Below are 17285 nucleotides of genomic sequence, written 5' to 3' on the forward strand. Positions count from 1 at the left end.
ACATGAGGTGAAGGAGCCAAGCAGTGAGAAAGTCGATTCAAGGCGAGTCGCGTTAACGCTGAAGGCATTACTACTGATCAAAAATGGCTAGCCCATCCAAGACGGCAGCGTCGGGGTCGAAAATCAACAACCTAACATCCGCCAATGCCGCCAGATACAGCACGTTGATCAAGGCCTCCGGCGTACCTGCGTCGAGCTGCTCTTGCCTCAGCGAAGAGTAAGGATTGCCCTCGATCTTCACCAAGTTATCGTCGGTCCAGGGCGTCCCGATCAGCTTACATCCGATGCCATTGCAGTCTGGCAGGGCAAAGGGTTCAAACAGCAGTCCGGTTGGCTTGGAGTCGAAATTGCCAACCCGGATTTCCAAGTGGCGTAGTGCTTCGTCAGTGAGGTGTGCGGTACTGATTTCCCAGGCTCGACTGTAGTGTCCTGTGTCGAAGTTCAAGCGATGGATCATGGCTTGGGCTTCTTCCAGGGAGTACAGGTCACCGACGTGATGTCGCTCGTTGAGCATTTCGCCAGTCACGGCATAGGTCACTTGCCGCACCAGTCCGGTGGATTGGAAGCGTTCATCCAATTCATCCGGGATGGACTGACCCTCGCTAATCAGAGCGAAATCGTCATTGAACAGGCACGGGTGCAGTTCTAACGCGTCATCGGGCAGATGGGCTTGTGCGTCGTGTACGGGGCGAAAGCAGGGAGGGCAGTCATTTGCGTAGGTGATCTGTAGCAGTCGTTCGATATGCAAGTTGTCGTAGCCGCGAGCAAATGGGTTTGAGGTTTCCGGCAGAGCTAAGGGTTGGGGTGTTGGGTTCATGAGGATTCTCCAGGAGGGAAATGAATAAGGCGTCCGAAGACGCCTTTGGGGGGTTAAAGCCAGCCATGCTCGGCAAGGGAGAGAGGACGACCTTCACCGACGATGAAGTGATCCAATAAGTGCACTTCAATCAAGTCCAAGGCCTCTTTCAACCGTGCGGTCAAGGCGCGATCCGCCAGGCTGGGTTCCGTGCAACCGGAGGGGTGGTTGTGAACGACAATGGCAGCTGCCGCGTTATGCGTTAGCGAGCGCTTGACGACTTGGCGGGGGTAAACACTGGCGCCATCGATGCTTCCGTGAAAGAGGATCTCGAATGCCAGAACGCGATGGCGAGCATCGAGAAAAATCACACCGAAAACCTCATGCTCTTGGGGTGCAATATGCAGTTTTAGATATGAGGCCACGGTGTCAGGTGACGTCAGGTTCGGGCCGCGGGTGAACAGCCGGCGATCCAAAATGTGCAGCGCCTCGTTGATCAGCTGGTTTTCCTGGGCGATACGATCAGCCTCGACATCCGAGGCTTCAATCAGGGTGAGTTGGGTGCTCATGGGGTACCTCCGAAGGGAACAATCCGGGGGTACACACCCGAGGGGAGTGGTGTCCCCGAGGTGGATATAGAATGACGGGCATTGCGCGATGACGCGCTGTTTACAGCCGAGTGAATCGGTGGCGTTGTCCATGCAGGTGTGAATCGCAACCGTCGCAGGGCAATGGGGAGAAGGTTTTTATGCCACGGCCAGTTTCGGGGTCGAAGTCGGCACTGATGGGCATTAGCCGAACCAGCCCGCGATGGAGGCCGGCGATGCGTTTCTCGATTTCATCCGTCGTGTAGTAGAGCGATAACGTGCTGTAGTCCTCGTAAGCCGCAGCGAACATGCAATCGTCGCAAAGCCAGAAGGATTCCATATGGGCTCTCCTGTGCGGATTGAAGAAAGGCGCTCGATTGAGCGCCTTGATGTAAAACACCATGGGCTGTTCAGGCGGACTGAGCAGCACGCGTGGCGACACGGCGGGCCGTGCGGGGAGCGGATGCAGATTCAGGTTCTGTCCTGGATTCTGTTGGGTTCTGGGTATCCTCAGCTTCGGCATCAGCCGACGTTGGGGATGGCACACTGTTTGGCGCTGGCTCAGCAGGTGCTGTTGCCTCCTGCCTGGCGGGCGCTTTGTACTCGAATACGCCGTTGACCTTGATCCAGTCGATGAACAGCAGACGACCTTTCAGGCTGGCGCCCGGTTGACCTTGTTTATCTCCTTTCTCATAGAGAAATGGGTCAATCCACAGGTCGCCGATACGGAACGACAGCAAAACCTTTTTCTCGGCATTGACTGCATCCATATAGAGGCGGATCAAGCGTTCAGCTTCGCCTCCAGCGACTTTGCAGTCGAAGCGAGTGTATTCGACTGCATCCGTGGCACCGTGCAGGGCTGCGATATCGCAGGCCATGAACGGCTGGCCGCGGCGGACTTGTACTTCGCGAACACGGTTGAGGTAGCCGATGCCGACGGTATGCAGATTGAAGTAAGTAGTTGCTTCTTGGGATTGGTTGGCGTGGGCCATGGTGGTTCTCCTTTCAAGGAAAAACGGCGACGCACAGCCCCTGACGGGAAAGTGAGCCCCGTCAGGGTGGGTAAGGTGAAGGCAAGCGATGAACGACACGGCACCGGCGAGCCGATGACCATCAGTTCGATGCGCCTGGAGAATAGAGGTGCAGCAGAGGAGAAATCCGCAGCAGGTCTGCGGACCTAGGGCAGTGGGCATTCATCACCGCTGACGCGGTAATCGTGCGAGCCTCCGAATGCTGATCGCACTTGGGTAAACCACCACGAGCGTGGCGTAGCCTTGAAGGTTCAAGCTACCTGGGCTGGGCTGTCAACGACAGCGAACCACACCTTTTGTATAAGCCTGTCATAGGGGCGCGTCAAGATACCCCAAGCCGTTTTTTTATGGCCGGAATACAGTGGAAATTACTGGACTGAAGAAAGTGAAGAATGGGCCTGGCTAGGGGCCAGGCGAGGAATAGAAAAGCCACCTTAGGCGGTCTGACGCAGTCGACAAGCTCCTCGCAAAACTTGATTTAACTGGGCCATGATTCGCCAACCGACCCTTATCGTGGCCTGGGTCGGAATACGCTGGCACGCATCCGCGCACAAAGGGTGCCCAGTATTTCCCCGGCGGGCTCCGGGACTGAATGCGATCGCGGTAGCGGATGACCGCTGCTGCCTGGCAGAAGCAACAGTGGTCATCCGCCACATTAATCCGGTCGAGCACAAAGCGGGAATGAAATTCCGCAGAAGAGAAGGCTCCGAACTCAGGGAGTCCGACCGAGCTACCCGGAGCGAATCGGTCTTGGGTCGCCGTAGCGATGATCCTGAGGCACTACAGCAGAGCGGGTGTGACGACGTCAAGCCAGTGTGCTGAGAGGTTATTTGCTACTGAGATGAGCGGCCAGCTGTTCGACGGTCGTCAGGATAAAGGCACGGTCGCGTTCTTGAAGGCCGCTCAGCAGGCCCGCGATCATCTGGCCCTGGTCGTTGGGGCGATTGCTTGACTCCGTCAACAGTTCATCCATCCGGCAGTCGAAGATGTCCGCCAATTGCATCAGCTTGATCACGGAAAGCTCCACCACACCCCGCTCAAGGCGCGAAATGGCTTCGCTGCCGATCCCTAGGCGTTCAGCGACCTCTTCCTGGGTCAGATTACGCTGAGTGCGGTGCTTCGCGATCATGCGTCCGATTTGGGCTTGGGTTGGATGTTTATGTGCCAAGTGATGAGTTCTCCAATTCAACCCGAATGGTTGAGCAAAGACCCGTTGACATGAACATCCTTAGCGGTTGAGTATCGACTTATAGGGTTGTTATATTGACTGAAATAGCTGTTTGTCGCGACGTGACATCTATTCCTCCAGGAATCAGAGGCCGAAGTGACCAGCGGGACTGAGTGGCCTGATAGGGCCTGAGGGAGGTGAGGTTGAGCATGGATGAGCCGCGCGAGAACGACATGGACCTGATCTGGGATCGAACACTGGAGCTGTTCATCAAGATCCATGACTGCCCTAATAGCCCCGAACATCTCGACAGCCTTGTTCATTGGCTAAACGAAGATCCTGCTCACCTGAAAGCGTTCAACGAACTGGGGCAGATATGGATCGCGACAGGCATCGCCTTGGCCCGTGAAATCGGACGACCACTAGACGAGTTGGAGAAGGAGCAGGCGCCGTTGATGATGCACTGACAACACCCCCGGGGTTCATGTGAACGCCAATGGCGCCTCATGGACGACGCGTACCTTTGCTGATCGGCACAGTGCCTTTACAGACCGGGTACTGGGAGCATGACCAGAACGGCCCTGATTTTCCCTTACGCCTGAGCGTTGAGGCATTGCAATTGGGGCTAGCCGGCCCGGCTTCGACCGGTACCGACAAAGTGAGCGCTCCGCAGTTTGCGATCAGCTGCGTAATCCAGTGCGCCTGCTTGGCAACGAATGCATCCAAGGTCAGACGTCCCGCTTCGATTTCATCCAGAGCCTGCTCCCAGATCGCTGTCATACCCGGATCCGCGACTGCAGCGGGCACCGCCTCGATCAGGGTATGGGCCGCTGCGGAGGCCGTTAAGGCTCGTTTTTTCTTCAGCAAATAACCGCGATCAATCAAGCCCTTGATGATGCCGGCCCGTGTGGCTTCGGTACCGATTCCAGTGGTGTCCCGAAGTTTCTGTTTCAGGCGTGGGTCGTTGACCAGCTTGGCCACATTTTTCATCGCCTTAATAAGATCGCCCTCGGTGAGCGGTTTGGGCGCAGCGGTGCGCATGGATTTGAGTTCGACGTTGTCCACTGCGCACCGCGTACCCTGCTGTAGGACGGGCAACACCTGGGATTTTTGACTGGGTTCATCGTCTTCGGCGCTGTCGGAGAGCAAGCCTTTCCAGCCTTGAACCAGGATCTGTTTGCCAACAGCGGTTAACCGTTCTACGCCGCACTCCAGTTCGACCTCGGTTCGATCAAACTCGTAATGCGGCAGGAATTGTACGAGGTAGTGGCTACGAATCAGTTCGTAGACTTGGCGCTCTTGTTCGGACATCCGCCCAAGGTTCGCCGGCTCGGTGGTGGGGATTATGGCGTGGTGCGCGGTGATCTTGGCATCGTTCCATGCTCGTGAGCGCAATGATCGATCAATGCTTCCGAGCGCTGGGCGTAACGCGGGATCCATTCTGAGCAGGGCATCGAATACCGCAGCTACCTCGTTGAACATGCTCTCTGGCAAATAGCGGCAATCGCTGCGCGGATAGCTGGTGGCTTTGTGGGTTTCATATAAGGCTTGGGCGATGTTCAGCGTTTCCTGAGCGCCGAGTCCCAACTTGCGTGAAGAGACTTCTTGCAGTGTGCTCAGGTCGAGGGGCAGGGGTGGCGCTTCGCGCAAATGCTCAGTCTGCAGCGAGACTACGGTGGCGGTCTTGCTGCTAAAAATCGCTTCGACGACCTGACGGGCAAGCGCCTGCTGCAGGCAGCGACCGGCTTCGTCACGTCCTGAGCTTGGCGGTATCCACGATGCGATGAAGGGGTGCCCCATTGAGGACAGATGGACATCCACCACCCAGTACGGCACAGAGACGAAGCTGGCAATCGCGCGATCTCGATCAACCACCAAGCGCAAAGTGGGCGTTTGGACGCGTCCAACCGACAGCACGCCGTCATAGCCCGCCCGCCGTCCTAGGAGGGTAAACAAACGACTGAGGTTCATACCTATCAGCCAATCGGCGCGGCTGCGGGCGAGGGCTGAGTGATAGAGCGGGAAGGTCTCCTGACTAGACTTCAGCGAGGACAGTGCTTTGCGAATCGACGCCTCGTTGAGTGCGGATAACCAGAGGCGCTCAACAGAACCACGATAGTTGCAGAGTTCTAGTAACTCGCGGGCAATCATTTCACCTTCGCGATCGGCGTCGGTGGCGATGACGACGGTGGTAGCTTCGCTGAGCAGCTGTTTGATGATTTTGAACTGCGCGACAGTCTTGGGTTTGACCTCAACCTTCCACTGCGCGGGAATGATCGGTAGGTGGTCCAACGACCAGGTTTTGTACTGATCGCCATAGGCTTCAGGTGGGGCTGTTTCCAGCAGGTGACCGATACACCAGGTGACGGTTGTCTCGCGTCCGATCAAGCAACCATCGCCACGTCGGCTGGCTCCGAGAACCTTGGCGATGTCACGACCTTGGGAGGGTTTCTCGCAGAGAAAGAGACGCATAGAACTGCTCCGGGTTGAGTTCGAAGCAGCGTTATTGGAAACAGCAGTGGCGAGCTATGAGAAACCTGAATGGCAGGTTCCTCATATTAGTCGGTGAGGGCAATCTTGATTGGGGGCGAGGCTAGTACCTTGTAGTCACGTGGACCACAGTGCTTCACGAGCAGCGAGTAATGACAGGCCGGGGGACTTCGCGCAAAGGCGCAATTTTTATGCCTCAAGTCCGTCATGCCGATGGTGGCTGCCCTCTGCGCTTTTTGGACTTCGACGCAGGCGAGCTGGTCTGGTCTGTAGCCTGCCCGACGTGAGCCGCAGATTGGGCTGGATCATTGGAGCGCTCCCGCATTGCCACGTTCTGCACGCGATGAGGCAGGATGCCGACACGACGCGCCTCGATCTTGAAGGTGACCCGCGCATTGTCTTCACTGTCCTCCCACTCATCGCGCACGGTGCGGCCTTCGACCAACACGCGCATGCCTTTCTGGTACAGCGTGCTCCAGTGTTCAGCCTCGCGGTGCCAAAGCTCAACCGGCGCCCAATAGCCGCCTCGATCCTCATAGCTGCCATCGCGTGGCACGGGGTTGTCGAAGTATACATTCAGGCGCAGCAAACGCCGTGGCTCGTCATTGCCTGACGGGAACTCCTGAAACTCTGGCGCACTACCGATGTTGCCTTCGCCGACGAAAAAAGTACTCATCGTGATATCTCCGCTGCTGGTGTGAACTGGCGCAGCAGCCGTTCGGCGCTGGCCATTTTGAATGCGCAGGTTGTAGCCTGACGGTAGAGCGAATGCACCACGCTCATCTGCAAGTTCAGTGCAATGCGCTCGCATTCGAAACGGTGCATTCCGTCGCGTACGGCTTGCGGCAAGGCCTTGTTGGAGGCCTGGCGTTCCCAGACCGCAACGCCCATACGGGCGAAGTCACGGGTGCGCCATCGCAAAAAGGTGCTGCCCGCACTGGTGTTCTGCAGCACCAATCGAATATCCAGCAGCGAGTAAGGCGGTTGTCCGGCCTGCTGCGCCACAGCCTCCATCAGGTGACATAATTGCGCCTCGATTTCCCTCGCCATCTGCGCCAGGTGTGCTAGCTCCCCCTTACCCTTAAATGGTTTTAAAAGGCCTTTTAGGGAGGCAGCGTGTTCGAGCTGTCGATAGGCATCCGGTGTGAGTGTTTCAAGGGGCATTGGTTGAGTCGGGATCACGGGGTTCATACTTCGTCCTCCGGCTCATCGACTGTTGCAGATGGCTCTATCGCGTTCTCCTCCAACGCTTCAGCGTCATCCACCGCCACAGCACCATGACGAACGATGGGTGGCGCGAACTGGGAGCGGCGATGCCCCTCAAGGATGTCCATAGGGGGTAATCCAAACTTCTCCATAGCCGCAAGAGCACGAGCGTTATTCGCCGCCATATCATCACGGGTGACGCCGGCATGCCGATAACGCTGCGCCTGGCCAAACAAGCTGCGCAGCAGATGAGCACCGTCGTCGATCCAAGCTTCCATGTCCCGACGACCGATCAAGGCGGTGTGATGGGCCAATAGGGTATGGCGCACCAAGGTGTCGTAGTCGGTCAGCAGGTAGACGGCGAGGAACCCCAGTTGGCTGCCGATGTACAAGGGTAAGGTGACGGGGTGGATGTTGAGGTTATCGCTCATGTCGATCTGCGTCGGCAGCTCCTTTCTGATCCGGTCCAACTGCTGGGTCAGTTCCAGCATCCCATCCTTGGCCTGCATCAATTTTTCTTCGAGCTGCACGATCGCCCAATCGGCATAGGGGTCGTCCTGCGCTGCGGCCTGTTTGATCAGGTTGGTGACGCTGATGTAGCCGGCCATACCCATAATCGAGTGGACGCCTTCGCGTGCGGTTCGACCTTGCCAGATTCGGGCGGCGTGGTGGGTATGTAGTGTCAGGGTGATGCTGCTGCGCAATGAGCCCAGGTTGAGCTGATAGTGATCGGCCACGGTGTCGTCCTCGCATAGGCTTGGACGGGAACGTTGCGACAGACGAAGGTCAAGGACAGCTGAAAAGCTGAATGCTGTCTGTTCGATTTGGTTCGAGACGGTTGATTTTCGAGACGCTCGACAGTGATGCCAGTGGCATCAAATCTACTGACGTCCAGGGCGTTTGCTACGCAGCTGGCGCAGTTCATACAGGCACGCTTGGGCGAGGGCAGAGGCGGGTTCGCCCTTTTTCCTAAGTTGGCGCGGGGGAGCGGGTGGCGGTTCTGCAATGGGTAACGATTCAGCCTGACCTGCCCAAGGGTGGAAATCGCCTTTCAGCGCCCGCTGGATCAGGCCCATCAGATACGCCGCGGGTTTGCGGATACCGCCGGCCGCACATCGCGCCCCCGCTTCGTTGAGCACCGCCTGTCGATCCGCTGGTTTAAGCTTGCCCAGCGCCACGGTGACCGCCTGACGTTCGCTTGGACTCAATTGCAGCGGATCGGGCCAGCGCAGGTTATCCACCGCTGGGGTCGCGCGCGGTACCGTACTAATACTTTCTTTTAATACAGTACAGGCAGCGTTCGGATTCCGAACGCTGCCGGAAACATTGGCGCTCGGACCCGGTTCGGAATCCGAACCGGGTCCCGCACGATTCCGAACGAGGTGGTCGCCACCCAGTTCGGAATCGTGCAGCGCTTCATCGGGCGCCTTATCCAATCCTTGTTTTGTCCAATGGTCGCCCCAACTGTCAAGCCGGGTGGGGAGCCGACCCAAATCGATATCGGTGTCCTGACGAATTTCTTCCAAAACATGCCGAGCGACAATTCGCACAGCCTTGGTGGCATGATCGAGGGCGTGTCCGACCAGCTCCAGGTAATCCTGATCCAGCTCCATGGCTTCGGCGGGGGTTAACGGTTCATCGTGCAGGATGTACAGAGAACCTTGTAGGCGCCCGCTGAGCTGATCGCGGCCACGACTTACCAAGCTGAGCCAGCGGGTCAGCCGGAGCATCGTCAAAACGCGAGCGATGGTTTCACGAGAGGCTGACGCACCGTAGGGCACGCTCGACAAGTAAGGTTGCAGATCTTCATAGCGCGGCGTGACCACGCCCTGGCCTTGCAGCATGAGTCGAAATACTTGCCAGGCATTCCGTTCCAATGGCGTTAGCCGACTATCCAGCAGCAGTCGACGCGGCACGACTTCGTGAGATTGGCCACTGAACAAAAAGCCCGCCTGCAGGGCCTGGTCGGAAGGATGCTCAGTGGTTGGGCGTGAGGGCCAACGTTCACTTAATTGCTGGGTGCATTGCTGCAGAACACGCTGCCAGCGACTGGAAGGGGCAGTGTTCATGTTCCGTTGCTGTAATGGTCGATCTGCTGCCAAACGATGGTCAAGCTGATCTGTTGCTCCTCTGCCAACATCATCATGGCGTCGAGCTGATCCTCAGCACCGTCCTCAGCCCGTAGTTGGCACCAACGCTGCCAGAGCGCATGTTCCTGCGCTTCGCTCAAGTTCTGAGGACGGCCCTTACGGGTTTCTATCTTGAGCAGACGTCGGCGCAGGGCGGTTTCCGAATGCGCCAAGCCGAAGTACTGATACATGATGGTACTGCTGGCACCGAGCTTGAGCGCTCGGTTGATCAGGCGCTCGTTCTGTTCGTCGCGTTCGGCCTGGTCGATCAATCGATGCAGCACCGGCGAATCAATCTTGACCTCAACCCAGGGGACGGTGGCATGGGCCAGACGTGACAGTGTGCTGGGCGGTAAGGATTGCAACAGGTAGATGTCGTCTTCACCCAGTCCGAGTGCTTTGCAGCGTTGCAGATTACCCAGACGCAACTCGTGAAGGACTTGAGTCAGCATGGCCTGGTTGAGCACATTGAAGGACAGGTTCATGGCAGCTCCCTTGGTGAATCGTCTTCAGGAGTAAGCGTCAAGTCGATCAGGCGCCGGGCTAAGCGAATGAGGCGATACAGTTTGATTAACAGATAGTCGGGCAGTCGCTCCAGTCCTACGTCCACGGCGGGACGATCGGCCAGCGGGAGTTGATAGACCCCCAATAGCAGTTGCCCGAAAAGGGCTGAGGGCAATTGCTTGCGATCCTCCCAGTTCACTTCGTCTTGTGCACGCAGCAGGGCCAAGAGCAATAGGTGAACGCCGGCCGCACGAGGCTCTGAAAGATCAAGTTGCTCGATGCTGAGGGCGAAGCCCAGGCCATGCTTCTGGTCGATGATGCTCTCGGGATGTCCAGCATAGGCCGCCATTTCCCGAGCCAGGCCGCCAATGGCTAAGCGCAGTTGTTCGGGGGTATCCAGTGTTGGTGCGATGATCCAGATGTCGTCGATCGGACAGGTTGCGACGGTCTTTGCTGGTTCGGATGCAGTGGCGCGATCAATCTGTTCGCGGATCTGCTGAACACGTGACGGAGGGCTGACTGCTGATACGACATTCGTTACGGGCAGCGCGAGCGGTTCCTCTCGCTCTGTTTCGGTCTGCGTCCCGGTTTCAGCTGATTTGGGATGAGGCTCGGGTGGAGGAGGCCCGGCCGCGGGCTCATCAACGCTCGGCAGTAGGTTGTTCTGCGGGGGCGTGAGGACTACGCCGGGCGCCTGGATAACCCGTTGGGTGTCGCCCAGCTCCAGGGCCAACATGCGGTAGGACTGTCCGAGTAAGCGACTCATGCGTTCTAGCAGTTCATCCTGGATTTGCTCAAGGTCGAAGGACTCTGGGTCGGCATCGAATTGCCCTAGGGTGTCGAGCCAAAACTCGGGAAAAGCGACGGCGTCGGTTGGATAACGATTCCAGGTTCGTTCAGCCTGGCTACGCAGGCCAATCAGGCGTTCAATTTTTGGTTTTCCCAACCCGGCATACAGGGTTTGTGGAATGGCGGGCAGTAAATGTTCAAGGGTGTCCAGCATCCGGCTGATGTGCGACTGCGAAATCGGATAGCCTCCAGCGGCAAGACGTCGTGCCAGCTCACGTTGCGAGAGTGGTGCTCCATCTGATTCGAGCATGGCCTTAAGTTTGGTCACTGCCAGAGCACGCTCGATGAAGGTGAGTTGGCCGTGCAGATCGCTTTCAGCCAGATGGCCGAGTAGGGCGCTGATTTCATCGGTCCAGGGTCGGAACAGGCAATGAATGCGAAAGAAGCGCTCATCGTGGGTTTCCTGCCATAGCTCACCGAGAATCGCCAATCGCGTATTACCGCCGTTGCGGATAATGAAGTGGGTTTCACCCGTGCGGCGGGTAATCGGCGGCGGTTGATCCAGTCCGCGTTCACGGATCGAGGCTTTTATATCGTCATAAAGCGGATTGCGGATGAAGCGTGGGTTGTGTTCGTAGGGTCGTAACTGCTCCAGCGTGACCAGCATGGGAGTGTCGATGACTGGATCGGACAGTCGCTCCAGTTCTGGACCCCGAGGAAAATGGTCTTGGCGCAGTTTGTCGGTGATCTCCTCCTGACTGAGCTTCTTCATTCGAACAGCCCCAGTTAACGCCGGTTACGTAAATGGTCACCGACCTCGAACTTAACGATCTCGGCTGTTCCGGAGCTTTCGAAATACCGAGACAGTTCCGCGAGAAACCATCCCATGGCCGTGCGCCCACGCTGCAGGCGAAAGACCACGGTGCAGTATTCCTCGCTAGGTGGATGATCTTGTCGAATGGATGGCTGAACGACGATGGGAAAACGATCCAACATCAAAGAACTCCTCGCCAAACGCTGTTGGCCTCAAGGTTGAACAAACAAAATGATTTGGCGCGAAATACCGTCTTCGGAGTTCGCCTTATCAAACCTCTGCGTATCTACTGATCCTAGAAATCGCTTCGCGCCATTCCGGAAACAACTCGATGGCCAGCGCTTGCATGGTTTTCAGCACTGGGTGCGAGCGTCGTTCATGTGACTGGCGAGTCTCGATACGGTGGGCTGGTAGACCAAGGGAGGCGGCATTGAGGTAAGCCACTCGGTCTGGGACTACGGTATTTAGAACTGAGATTGTGGGAGCTTCAGTGAAGCCCTCGTGCAGGCCACGGATGATCATTCGCGTGTCTACTCGGATGCTATTTACCTGGTTCAGCAGTAGTCGCAACTGTGGCAGCGTAATACCCAGGTGACGAAATGGTTCCAGGTCAGTGAACAGTCTCAAAGTGCCGCGACGCAGTTCGCGGGCGGCTAGCATTTCCGGTGTGATGGGGGAGAGGGCGATATCGCACGCGAGAATGGCCATCTCCAGCAGCACACTGCGGGCGCCTTGGGTGTCGATCAAAAGCAGGTCATAGCGGGGGCGAAAATCGTCGAGCAAATTGCGCAGCCGTAATCGCCCGTCAGGAGCATGCAGCAGTAATGTACTTAACTGGCCCTGAGCGTCATTGGAGATAATCAGGTCGAGTCCTGCAATCACGGTCTTGGAAACAATCTGTGCAGGCGTTGTTAAGTTGAGTGCAATGAGCTCGTACGCGCCAGCGACAGCTTTCTGGCTCAAGGCGTAATAGCTGGAGAGGGTGGGTTGGCTATCTAGATCGAGCAATAGGACGCGTAGACCAGCATCCGCCAGCAGACCGCCGAGATTGGCGGCTACTGTCGTTTTGCCCACTCCACCTTTGGTAGACACCACTGATACCACACGCATGGCATCAGGCCTGCTGCGCCAAACGCTGATTGATCCATTGTTCGATCTCCAGCGAGTCCCAGCCGACTGCGCGAAGTCCAATGCGTCTGGCTTGGGGGAATTTCCCTTCCTTCATCAAGCTGTAGATGTGTGCACGCTTGAAGCCGGTTTTACGCTCCACCTCCTCACGCCGCATGATGTGACGCTCGATCTGCGGTTGAGGCATTTCAGCGATGGGGAAGGCTTGGCTGGACATGCTGGTCACTCCTGGCACTAGTTGGCGCGTGATGGGAAGTGACCTGAATTGAATAGCACTGATGGGAGAGTGTCATTGCATTGCAATAGATAAAATTGCAATGCAATGCTTCAATTCCGAGAAAGGTTACGTCTTGCCGCAGCAAATTTTTTATCCAAGGAGCGCTTGCTCAATCCCGGAACACCTTCAAAGTGCGCAGTGATTGAGTCAACTATAGCGGCTTGCGACTTGAAGACAGAGTTAGGTACTCCTCCTGGTGATGACCCAAGAAGGGTTTCGAGTAAAGCTCCGATGGTGCACAGATATCCAGCCTCGCTACGGTCATTCAGCTCGCCTTGCGTCTCGACTAGATCGTGTAAGCGTTCCCTTTCTAAGCCTATCGCCTTGAGCTCCTCCAGGAGGGCCGCATGAGCGAGCTCTATCGCCCTAAGCTTGACTTCGAGAGCATCTCGATCAGCTCGTAGCGTCAGGTATGTATCAATACTTATTTTTGACTCATCAGGCGTTTTACTCCCAAATAGAAATGCAGGGCATTGGTCTGGATAATGGTGAATCATCCAATATTTGAGATCCGTATGCCTGACAGTTACGAGTCTGTAGTCGATGGGGCTACCTGGTCGAGTCGTCACACCGAAATAACCATAAGGGATCTCGTTGTTTCGTATGGCATCGAGAATTTTCCCCATGTTGATATGCAGACATGGCCATTGGGGAAATTGCTTTGACAGCAAACCTGGACAATCCCAGGCGCTGTCCAGAATTTGCGCCTCGTGATCCATTAGCCCACACCAGCGTATGGCAGCATCAATCGGCCGGTAAAATGATTTTTCCCAGGGATTGAAACTGTGGGCTGTGTACATGCTAGCGGCCTCATCCGGGACGCAGAACCGCTAGGTACCTTTCTAGACGCCTGTACGGGCCTTTGCTTCCTTGCGGTGCCTGTCTGTTGTTTAGATTGTCCCCTGATAAACTCCGTCCTGATGATGGTTTAGGGAGATCTAATGATTAACTTTCAGCTATTACATGCTTCAATTTATTTATGGCTCTATGGCCGAGAGTCGTGTGGCGTTCGGTATGGTAGAAAGTTGCTGAGAAGCCTATTTTCGTAGCAACCATGTAACGATCTCACATTTCGAAACGTTCAGGCGACTGTTCTGGATCATTCACTGGTAGTAAACAGTGTTGCGCAACCGGACTTCATGGGGTTGCGGCTTCGCGCGGAGATATTATATGTGCAGGATCTACCTTAAAAGCTGCTTAGGTAAAATACTGCTATGCACGAAAATGATAAATGAGACACGTTACTTTGTGCGTGCGGGGGAAAGCTGAACTGCTAATTCAAATCCCCTCGGACCGATATGCAGGAGCGAGTGCCTTAAAGGCTGAGGGGGTAGGCCCTTTTAACGAGGGCTCTCGCCGGAGAGGCTCGCCGTTGTGATGAATGTTATATGGGCGATGACGCCTTCTCGACGAGGTACCTAGCCCAGATGAAACCATCCTCAATCGTTTGCGTACTGATATGACGCAGGTTCTGGCGGGACGCAGGACGTTCGTCCGACTGGCCGTGGTACTCAAATATGCTCGGCACCCCGCTCAGACCATCAATACCAGGGTAGATCAAAAGGCTGATCTCATCGATCAGACCGGCCTTCAAAAAGGTCCCATTTATCACGCCGCCACCTTCGAGTAGCAGGGTCTTCAATCCAAACTGGGCGCCTAGCATCGCTAACGCTTGCTTAAGGTTTCACAATGAGGGCCTGCGAAGAGATAGGAAATGCCCTGGTTTCGCAACGCCTGCAAATAGGCATCCGATACCGAGTCGCCGAGGATGGAGATAATCCGATGTCTGTCATCAATGGTATTCGTTTGGTAGTGCAGCTTCCCGGAAGGGTCTATCACGATCGCAACCGGGTCACCTGGTTCATGCGCTATGTTGTGGTCCCGTAGATCACCGCTGTTTTCCCCTACAAGCGGTGGTCTTGAAGAAATACCATCAAATGCTTCCATGGTCTTTCGGCCTATGATGAAACCGTCGCCGCCTAGGCGGGCGGCAATTCGCTCGTAATGACTACTAATCGTTTGCTCACTGTCTCCATTGGGTAGAGATGTCCAACGAGAAGACACGAGGCGCCCGTCTATCGAGCTGATCATGTGGCATAAGATTCGAGGGAGCATGAACTATAAATTCCATAAAACTTGGATAAGTGGCTGATGGCAATTCTGTTATTTTTTGCGTAATACATAAACTCGCCACATGGCGTAGAGCGGTATGAAGTCCAGGGATTTCTGAACACGGAACCCGGCCTGTTCAAACTCTGCCTCGACAGTAGTAGCTGATAACACGAACCGATTTTGGTAACTGTCCTTTTCTTCTTTGTTGCGACGACGCGCTTCGACACGCTTGCGTTTCCAAGCCTTGAAGTTGCCGTCCACCCATAGTGAGATTATGACGCTGTCGCGAGTAACGCGTTGAAACTCACGCAGAATCGCGAGTCTGTGCTCAGGGGCGCCGATGTGGTGCATCAAGCGCATGCAGAATATGTTGTCGACCGCGTTGTCCGGTAAATCGATAGCAAAGGCAGAGGTCTGCAAGGGGCGAACCCGTTTCACCACCTCCGCCGGTTGGGCGATAGTTGCGACCTTCAACATCGACTCAGAATTGTCTGCCCCAATGATCACGCGACCAGGCTTTTGCGCCAGTAACGGCCAGAAACGCCCGGCCCCACACGGCAAGTCCAGCACCAAGCCAGGCTCGTCAGCGGCGACCAATGCACTACGCGCCAATTGCTCGTCGCGTTTGTGGGATAAACGGCGGGCCAGATTGTCCTGATGCTTGAGTAAATAACGCTGCGCGTGCTTATCGTCGTACTTTTCGGAAAATTCAAGCTTGATCGGATCGGGCATCAATGGGGCTCCATTTGTTGCGGCAGAAAATTCCAGAGGATATGAGTCGGGATCCTCATTCTGAGTCTGGTGCGGTCATGGACGTGGCCGGGGGTATGCGCGCCTATGGGAGCTTCAGGTCATTCAAAAGAAGCCTTATGACTTCTATCAGGACGGGCGTGGAACCTATTGACGAAGGCAAGGGACTGCGCAATCGTGCGCATGATTTTACGACAGGGATGACGAAGAGCTAGCTGCGTGGCCGCATATAGCCATGAGCTGAATTGATGGCCGGGCTTCAATATCATCATTGGCAGACGAAGTAGGTAAAGAAATTTGATGGACGAAAGGAACAGTTTGGTGGTTGGGGGCGGCACGCTGCTTTTCACCTTCGAGGTTTCCCCGAATGGAGCAGGCCCGGCTTGCCGGGCGCCAGATCAAAAACTTGTCATAACACGTGGGGGAGCGTTTGTTGTATCTGGGCAACGAACACTGATGCGGGTGCGGGTTCAATTGGCCAATGGTGGACTGGTCCACCTGGCTCAACTGGCATGTGGACTCTATCCACTGCGCCTTGAGCCCCGTCACCTGACAAGATGGCTGTGTTCAATGCGACTTCCGCGCTAGTGTTGCATGCGGTTTGACAGCAAGGTGTTCACTTCTTCACGACTGGGCGCGTAAGCCCCTGCATGTGAGCAAGACACCGACGCACAAGCCGCGGAGAACTCCAATCGTGCACGCGGCTCTTGGATGCCTAGAAGCATCGAGGCGAGCCAGCCGGCCATACTCGAATCGCCGGCACCCACTGTATCAGCGACCTCAACGGCGATCGCGGGCTGTTCAAACTTTAGGTCGGCGTCATACAACACCATGCCTTTCGCTCCACGGGTGAAAAGAATCTGGGCACGAGTATTCATTGTCCGCAATTCTCGAAGGGCCTGTTCTTCGTTCAATCCAGGGTATATCTGGCGAAGATCCTCATCCGAGAGCTTGATGATGTCCGCAAGCTCCACCATGGCCGGGAAAGTCAGCTCGCGGTAGCGGGTGTCCATCAGGTTGCGCCAGTTCGGGTCATAGCTGATCAGCTTGTCTTCTTCCTTCACCCTCCTGGCCACCTCAACAAGCCTGTCCCCCAATGGCTGACGGGCAAGGCTGATACAGCTGAAGTGACAGAGCCGAGCGGCATCCAACCAACCTGCCGGGAGTTGGTCCACATCAAAAAGTAGATCGGCCTCGCCCGCAAAGAAATACCGGGGAGGGTGGCTGGAGGGCACGATCGCTACCAGAGGGTCAGCGTCAACTCTCTGGAGGAATCTCATGTCCAGGCCGGCAGCCTTCGATTGCTGTGCGAGCTCATCGCCCAATGAGTCGGTACTGATCGAGCCGGCGAATGCAGTGGGCACGCCGAGGCGGCTCATTGCGCGGGCCACGTTCCAGGGCGCGCCACCTGGATAGCCCTGCCACCGTCCGGGCGAGTGTTGAACCACGTCGGTCAGTGCTTCACCAAACACAACAACGCTCGGCAATTGCATATTCATTCTCT

At 56.1% G+C, this 17285-nt stretch carries 21 protein-coding genes; 1 reads left to right on the top strand and 20 read right to left on the bottom strand.

Going from position 1 to position 17285, the window contains the following annotated elements; all coding sequences use genetic code 11:
• Positions 1–70: 70 nt before the first annotated feature.
• The 5 genes from J3P91_RS11125 to J3P91_RS11145 form a co-directional block, all read right to left on the bottom strand.
• Positions 71–817, bottom strand: a complete 747-nt coding sequence (locus J3P91_RS11125; RefSeq protein WP_434604098.1) for an ABC transporter substrate-binding protein — start codon at positions 815–817, stop codon at positions 71–73.
• A gap of 53 nt (positions 818–870) precedes the next feature.
• Positions 871–1365, bottom strand: a complete 495-nt coding sequence (gene radC, locus J3P91_RS11130) for a RadC family protein (RefSeq protein ID WP_434604100.1) — start codon at positions 1363–1365, stop codon at positions 871–873.
• Between the two features lie 100 nt (positions 1366–1465).
• Positions 1466–1723 (bottom strand): hypothetical protein, encoded by a 258-nt coding sequence (locus tag J3P91_RS11135; protein ID WP_434604102.1) that lies wholly within the window; start codon positions 1721–1723, stop codon positions 1466–1468.
• A gap of 70 nt (positions 1724–1793) precedes the next feature.
• Positions 1794–2375 (bottom strand): STY4534 family ICE replication protein, encoded by a 582-nt coding sequence (locus tag J3P91_RS11140; protein WP_434604104.1) that lies wholly within the window; start codon positions 2373–2375, stop codon positions 1794–1796.
• An 865-nt stretch (positions 2376–3240) separates the two neighbouring features.
• Positions 3241–3582: a helix-turn-helix domain-containing protein gene (locus tag J3P91_RS11145; protein WP_163854356.1), complete on the bottom strand. Its 342-nt coding sequence runs from the start codon at positions 3580–3582 to the stop codon at positions 3241–3243.
• A gap of 209 nt (positions 3583–3791) precedes the next feature.
• Between J3P91_RS11145 and J3P91_RS11150 the strand changes: the two genes are divergently transcribed.
• Positions 3792–4049, top strand: coding sequence for a hypothetical protein (locus J3P91_RS11150; protein WP_434604106.1), 258 nt, complete (start codon positions 3792–3794; stop codon positions 4047–4049).
• Between the two features lie 37 nt (positions 4050–4086).
• Here the strand turns inward: J3P91_RS11150 and J3P91_RS11155 are convergent, their stop codons facing one another.
• From J3P91_RS11155 to J3P91_RS11225, 15 genes are all read right to left on the bottom strand, one after another.
• Positions 4087–6054: a DNA topoisomerase III gene (locus J3P91_RS11155; RefSeq protein WP_434604108.1), complete on the bottom strand. Its 1968-nt coding sequence runs from the start codon at positions 6052–6054 to the stop codon at positions 4087–4089.
• Positions 6055–6277: 223 nt separating this feature from the next.
• A complete protein-coding gene (locus J3P91_RS11160; RefSeq protein WP_025214465.1) occupies positions 6278–6748 on the bottom strand; it encodes a single-stranded DNA-binding protein in 471 nt (156 codons plus the stop codon).
• Entirely contained in the window at positions 6745–7263 is a 519-nt protein-coding gene (locus J3P91_RS11165) for a DUF3158 family protein (protein ID WP_434604110.1), read from the bottom strand. Before J3P91_RS11165 ends, J3P91_RS11160 begins: the two co-directional genes overlap by 4 nt.
• Positions 7260–8015, bottom strand: a complete 756-nt coding sequence (locus J3P91_RS11170) for a PFL_4669 family integrating conjugative element protein (protein ID WP_434604112.1) — start codon at positions 8013–8015, stop codon at positions 7260–7262. Before J3P91_RS11170 ends, J3P91_RS11165 begins: the two co-directional genes overlap by 4 nt.
• A 144-nt stretch (positions 8016–8159) precedes the next feature.
• Positions 8160–9347: an STY4528 family pathogenicity island replication protein gene (locus J3P91_RS11175; protein ID WP_434604114.1), complete on the bottom strand. Its 1188-nt coding sequence runs from the start codon at positions 9345–9347 to the stop codon at positions 8160–8162.
• Complete coding sequence (locus J3P91_RS11180; protein ID WP_323153941.1) at positions 9344–9892, bottom strand: DUF2857 domain-containing protein; 549 nt, start codon at positions 9890–9892, stop codon at positions 9344–9346. The genes J3P91_RS11175 and J3P91_RS11180 overlap by 4 nt, the downstream gene beginning before the upstream one ends.
• The gene (locus tag J3P91_RS11185; RefSeq protein WP_434604117.1) at positions 9889–11472 is read right to left on the bottom strand and encodes a ParB family protein; all 1584 of its coding nucleotides are present in this window, start codon (positions 11470–11472) and stop codon (positions 9889–9891) included. The genes J3P91_RS11180 and J3P91_RS11185 overlap by 4 nt, the downstream gene beginning before the upstream one ends.
• A gap of 14 nt (positions 11473–11486) precedes the next feature.
• Positions 11487–11696 (bottom strand): hypothetical protein, encoded by a 210-nt coding sequence (locus J3P91_RS11190; RefSeq protein ID WP_434604119.1) that lies wholly within the window; start codon positions 11694–11696, stop codon positions 11487–11489.
• A gap of 88 nt (positions 11697–11784) precedes the next feature.
• The gene (locus J3P91_RS11195; protein ID WP_434604121.1) at positions 11785–12624 is read right to left on the bottom strand and encodes a ParA family protein; all 840 of its coding nucleotides are present in this window, start codon (positions 12622–12624) and stop codon (positions 11785–11787) included.
• Between the two features lie 4 nt (positions 12625–12628).
• The gene (locus tag J3P91_RS11200; protein WP_213569617.1) at positions 12629–12859 is read right to left on the bottom strand and encodes an AlpA family transcriptional regulator; all 231 of its coding nucleotides are present in this window, start codon (positions 12857–12859) and stop codon (positions 12629–12631) included.
• A 110-nt stretch (positions 12860–12969) separates the two neighbouring features.
• Entirely contained in the window at positions 12970–13719 is a 750-nt protein-coding gene (locus J3P91_RS11205; RefSeq protein WP_434604124.1) for a hypothetical protein, read from the bottom strand.
• Between the two features lie 584 nt (positions 13720–14303).
• Complete coding sequence (locus J3P91_RS11210; RefSeq protein ID WP_434604126.1) at positions 14304–14561, bottom strand: dihydrofolate reductase family protein; 258 nt, start codon at positions 14559–14561, stop codon at positions 14304–14306.
• 23 nt (positions 14562–14584) lie between these two features.
• On the bottom strand, positions 14585–14866 hold the full coding sequence (locus J3P91_RS11215) for a hypothetical protein (protein WP_434604128.1): 282 nt from the start codon (positions 14864–14866) through the stop codon (positions 14585–14587).
• Positions 14867–15082: 216 nt separating this feature from the next.
• Positions 15083–15763, bottom strand: coding sequence for a class I SAM-dependent methyltransferase (locus J3P91_RS11220; protein ID WP_095973850.1), 681 nt, complete (start codon positions 15761–15763; stop codon positions 15083–15085).
• Positions 15764–16365: 602 nt separating this feature from the next.
• Positions 16366–17274 carry a carbohydrate kinase family protein gene (locus tag J3P91_RS11225; RefSeq protein WP_431147499.1) on the bottom strand — a complete coding sequence of 303 codons (909 nt, stop codon included), beginning with the start codon at positions 17272–17274 and terminating at the stop codon, positions 16366–16368.
• Positions 17275–17285: the final 11 nt, after the last annotated feature.

This window comes from Pseudomonas sp. Z4-7, assembly GCF_051131965.1.
GTDB lineage: Bacteria > Pseudomonadota > Gammaproteobacteria > Pseudomonadales > Pseudomonadaceae > Aquipseudomonas.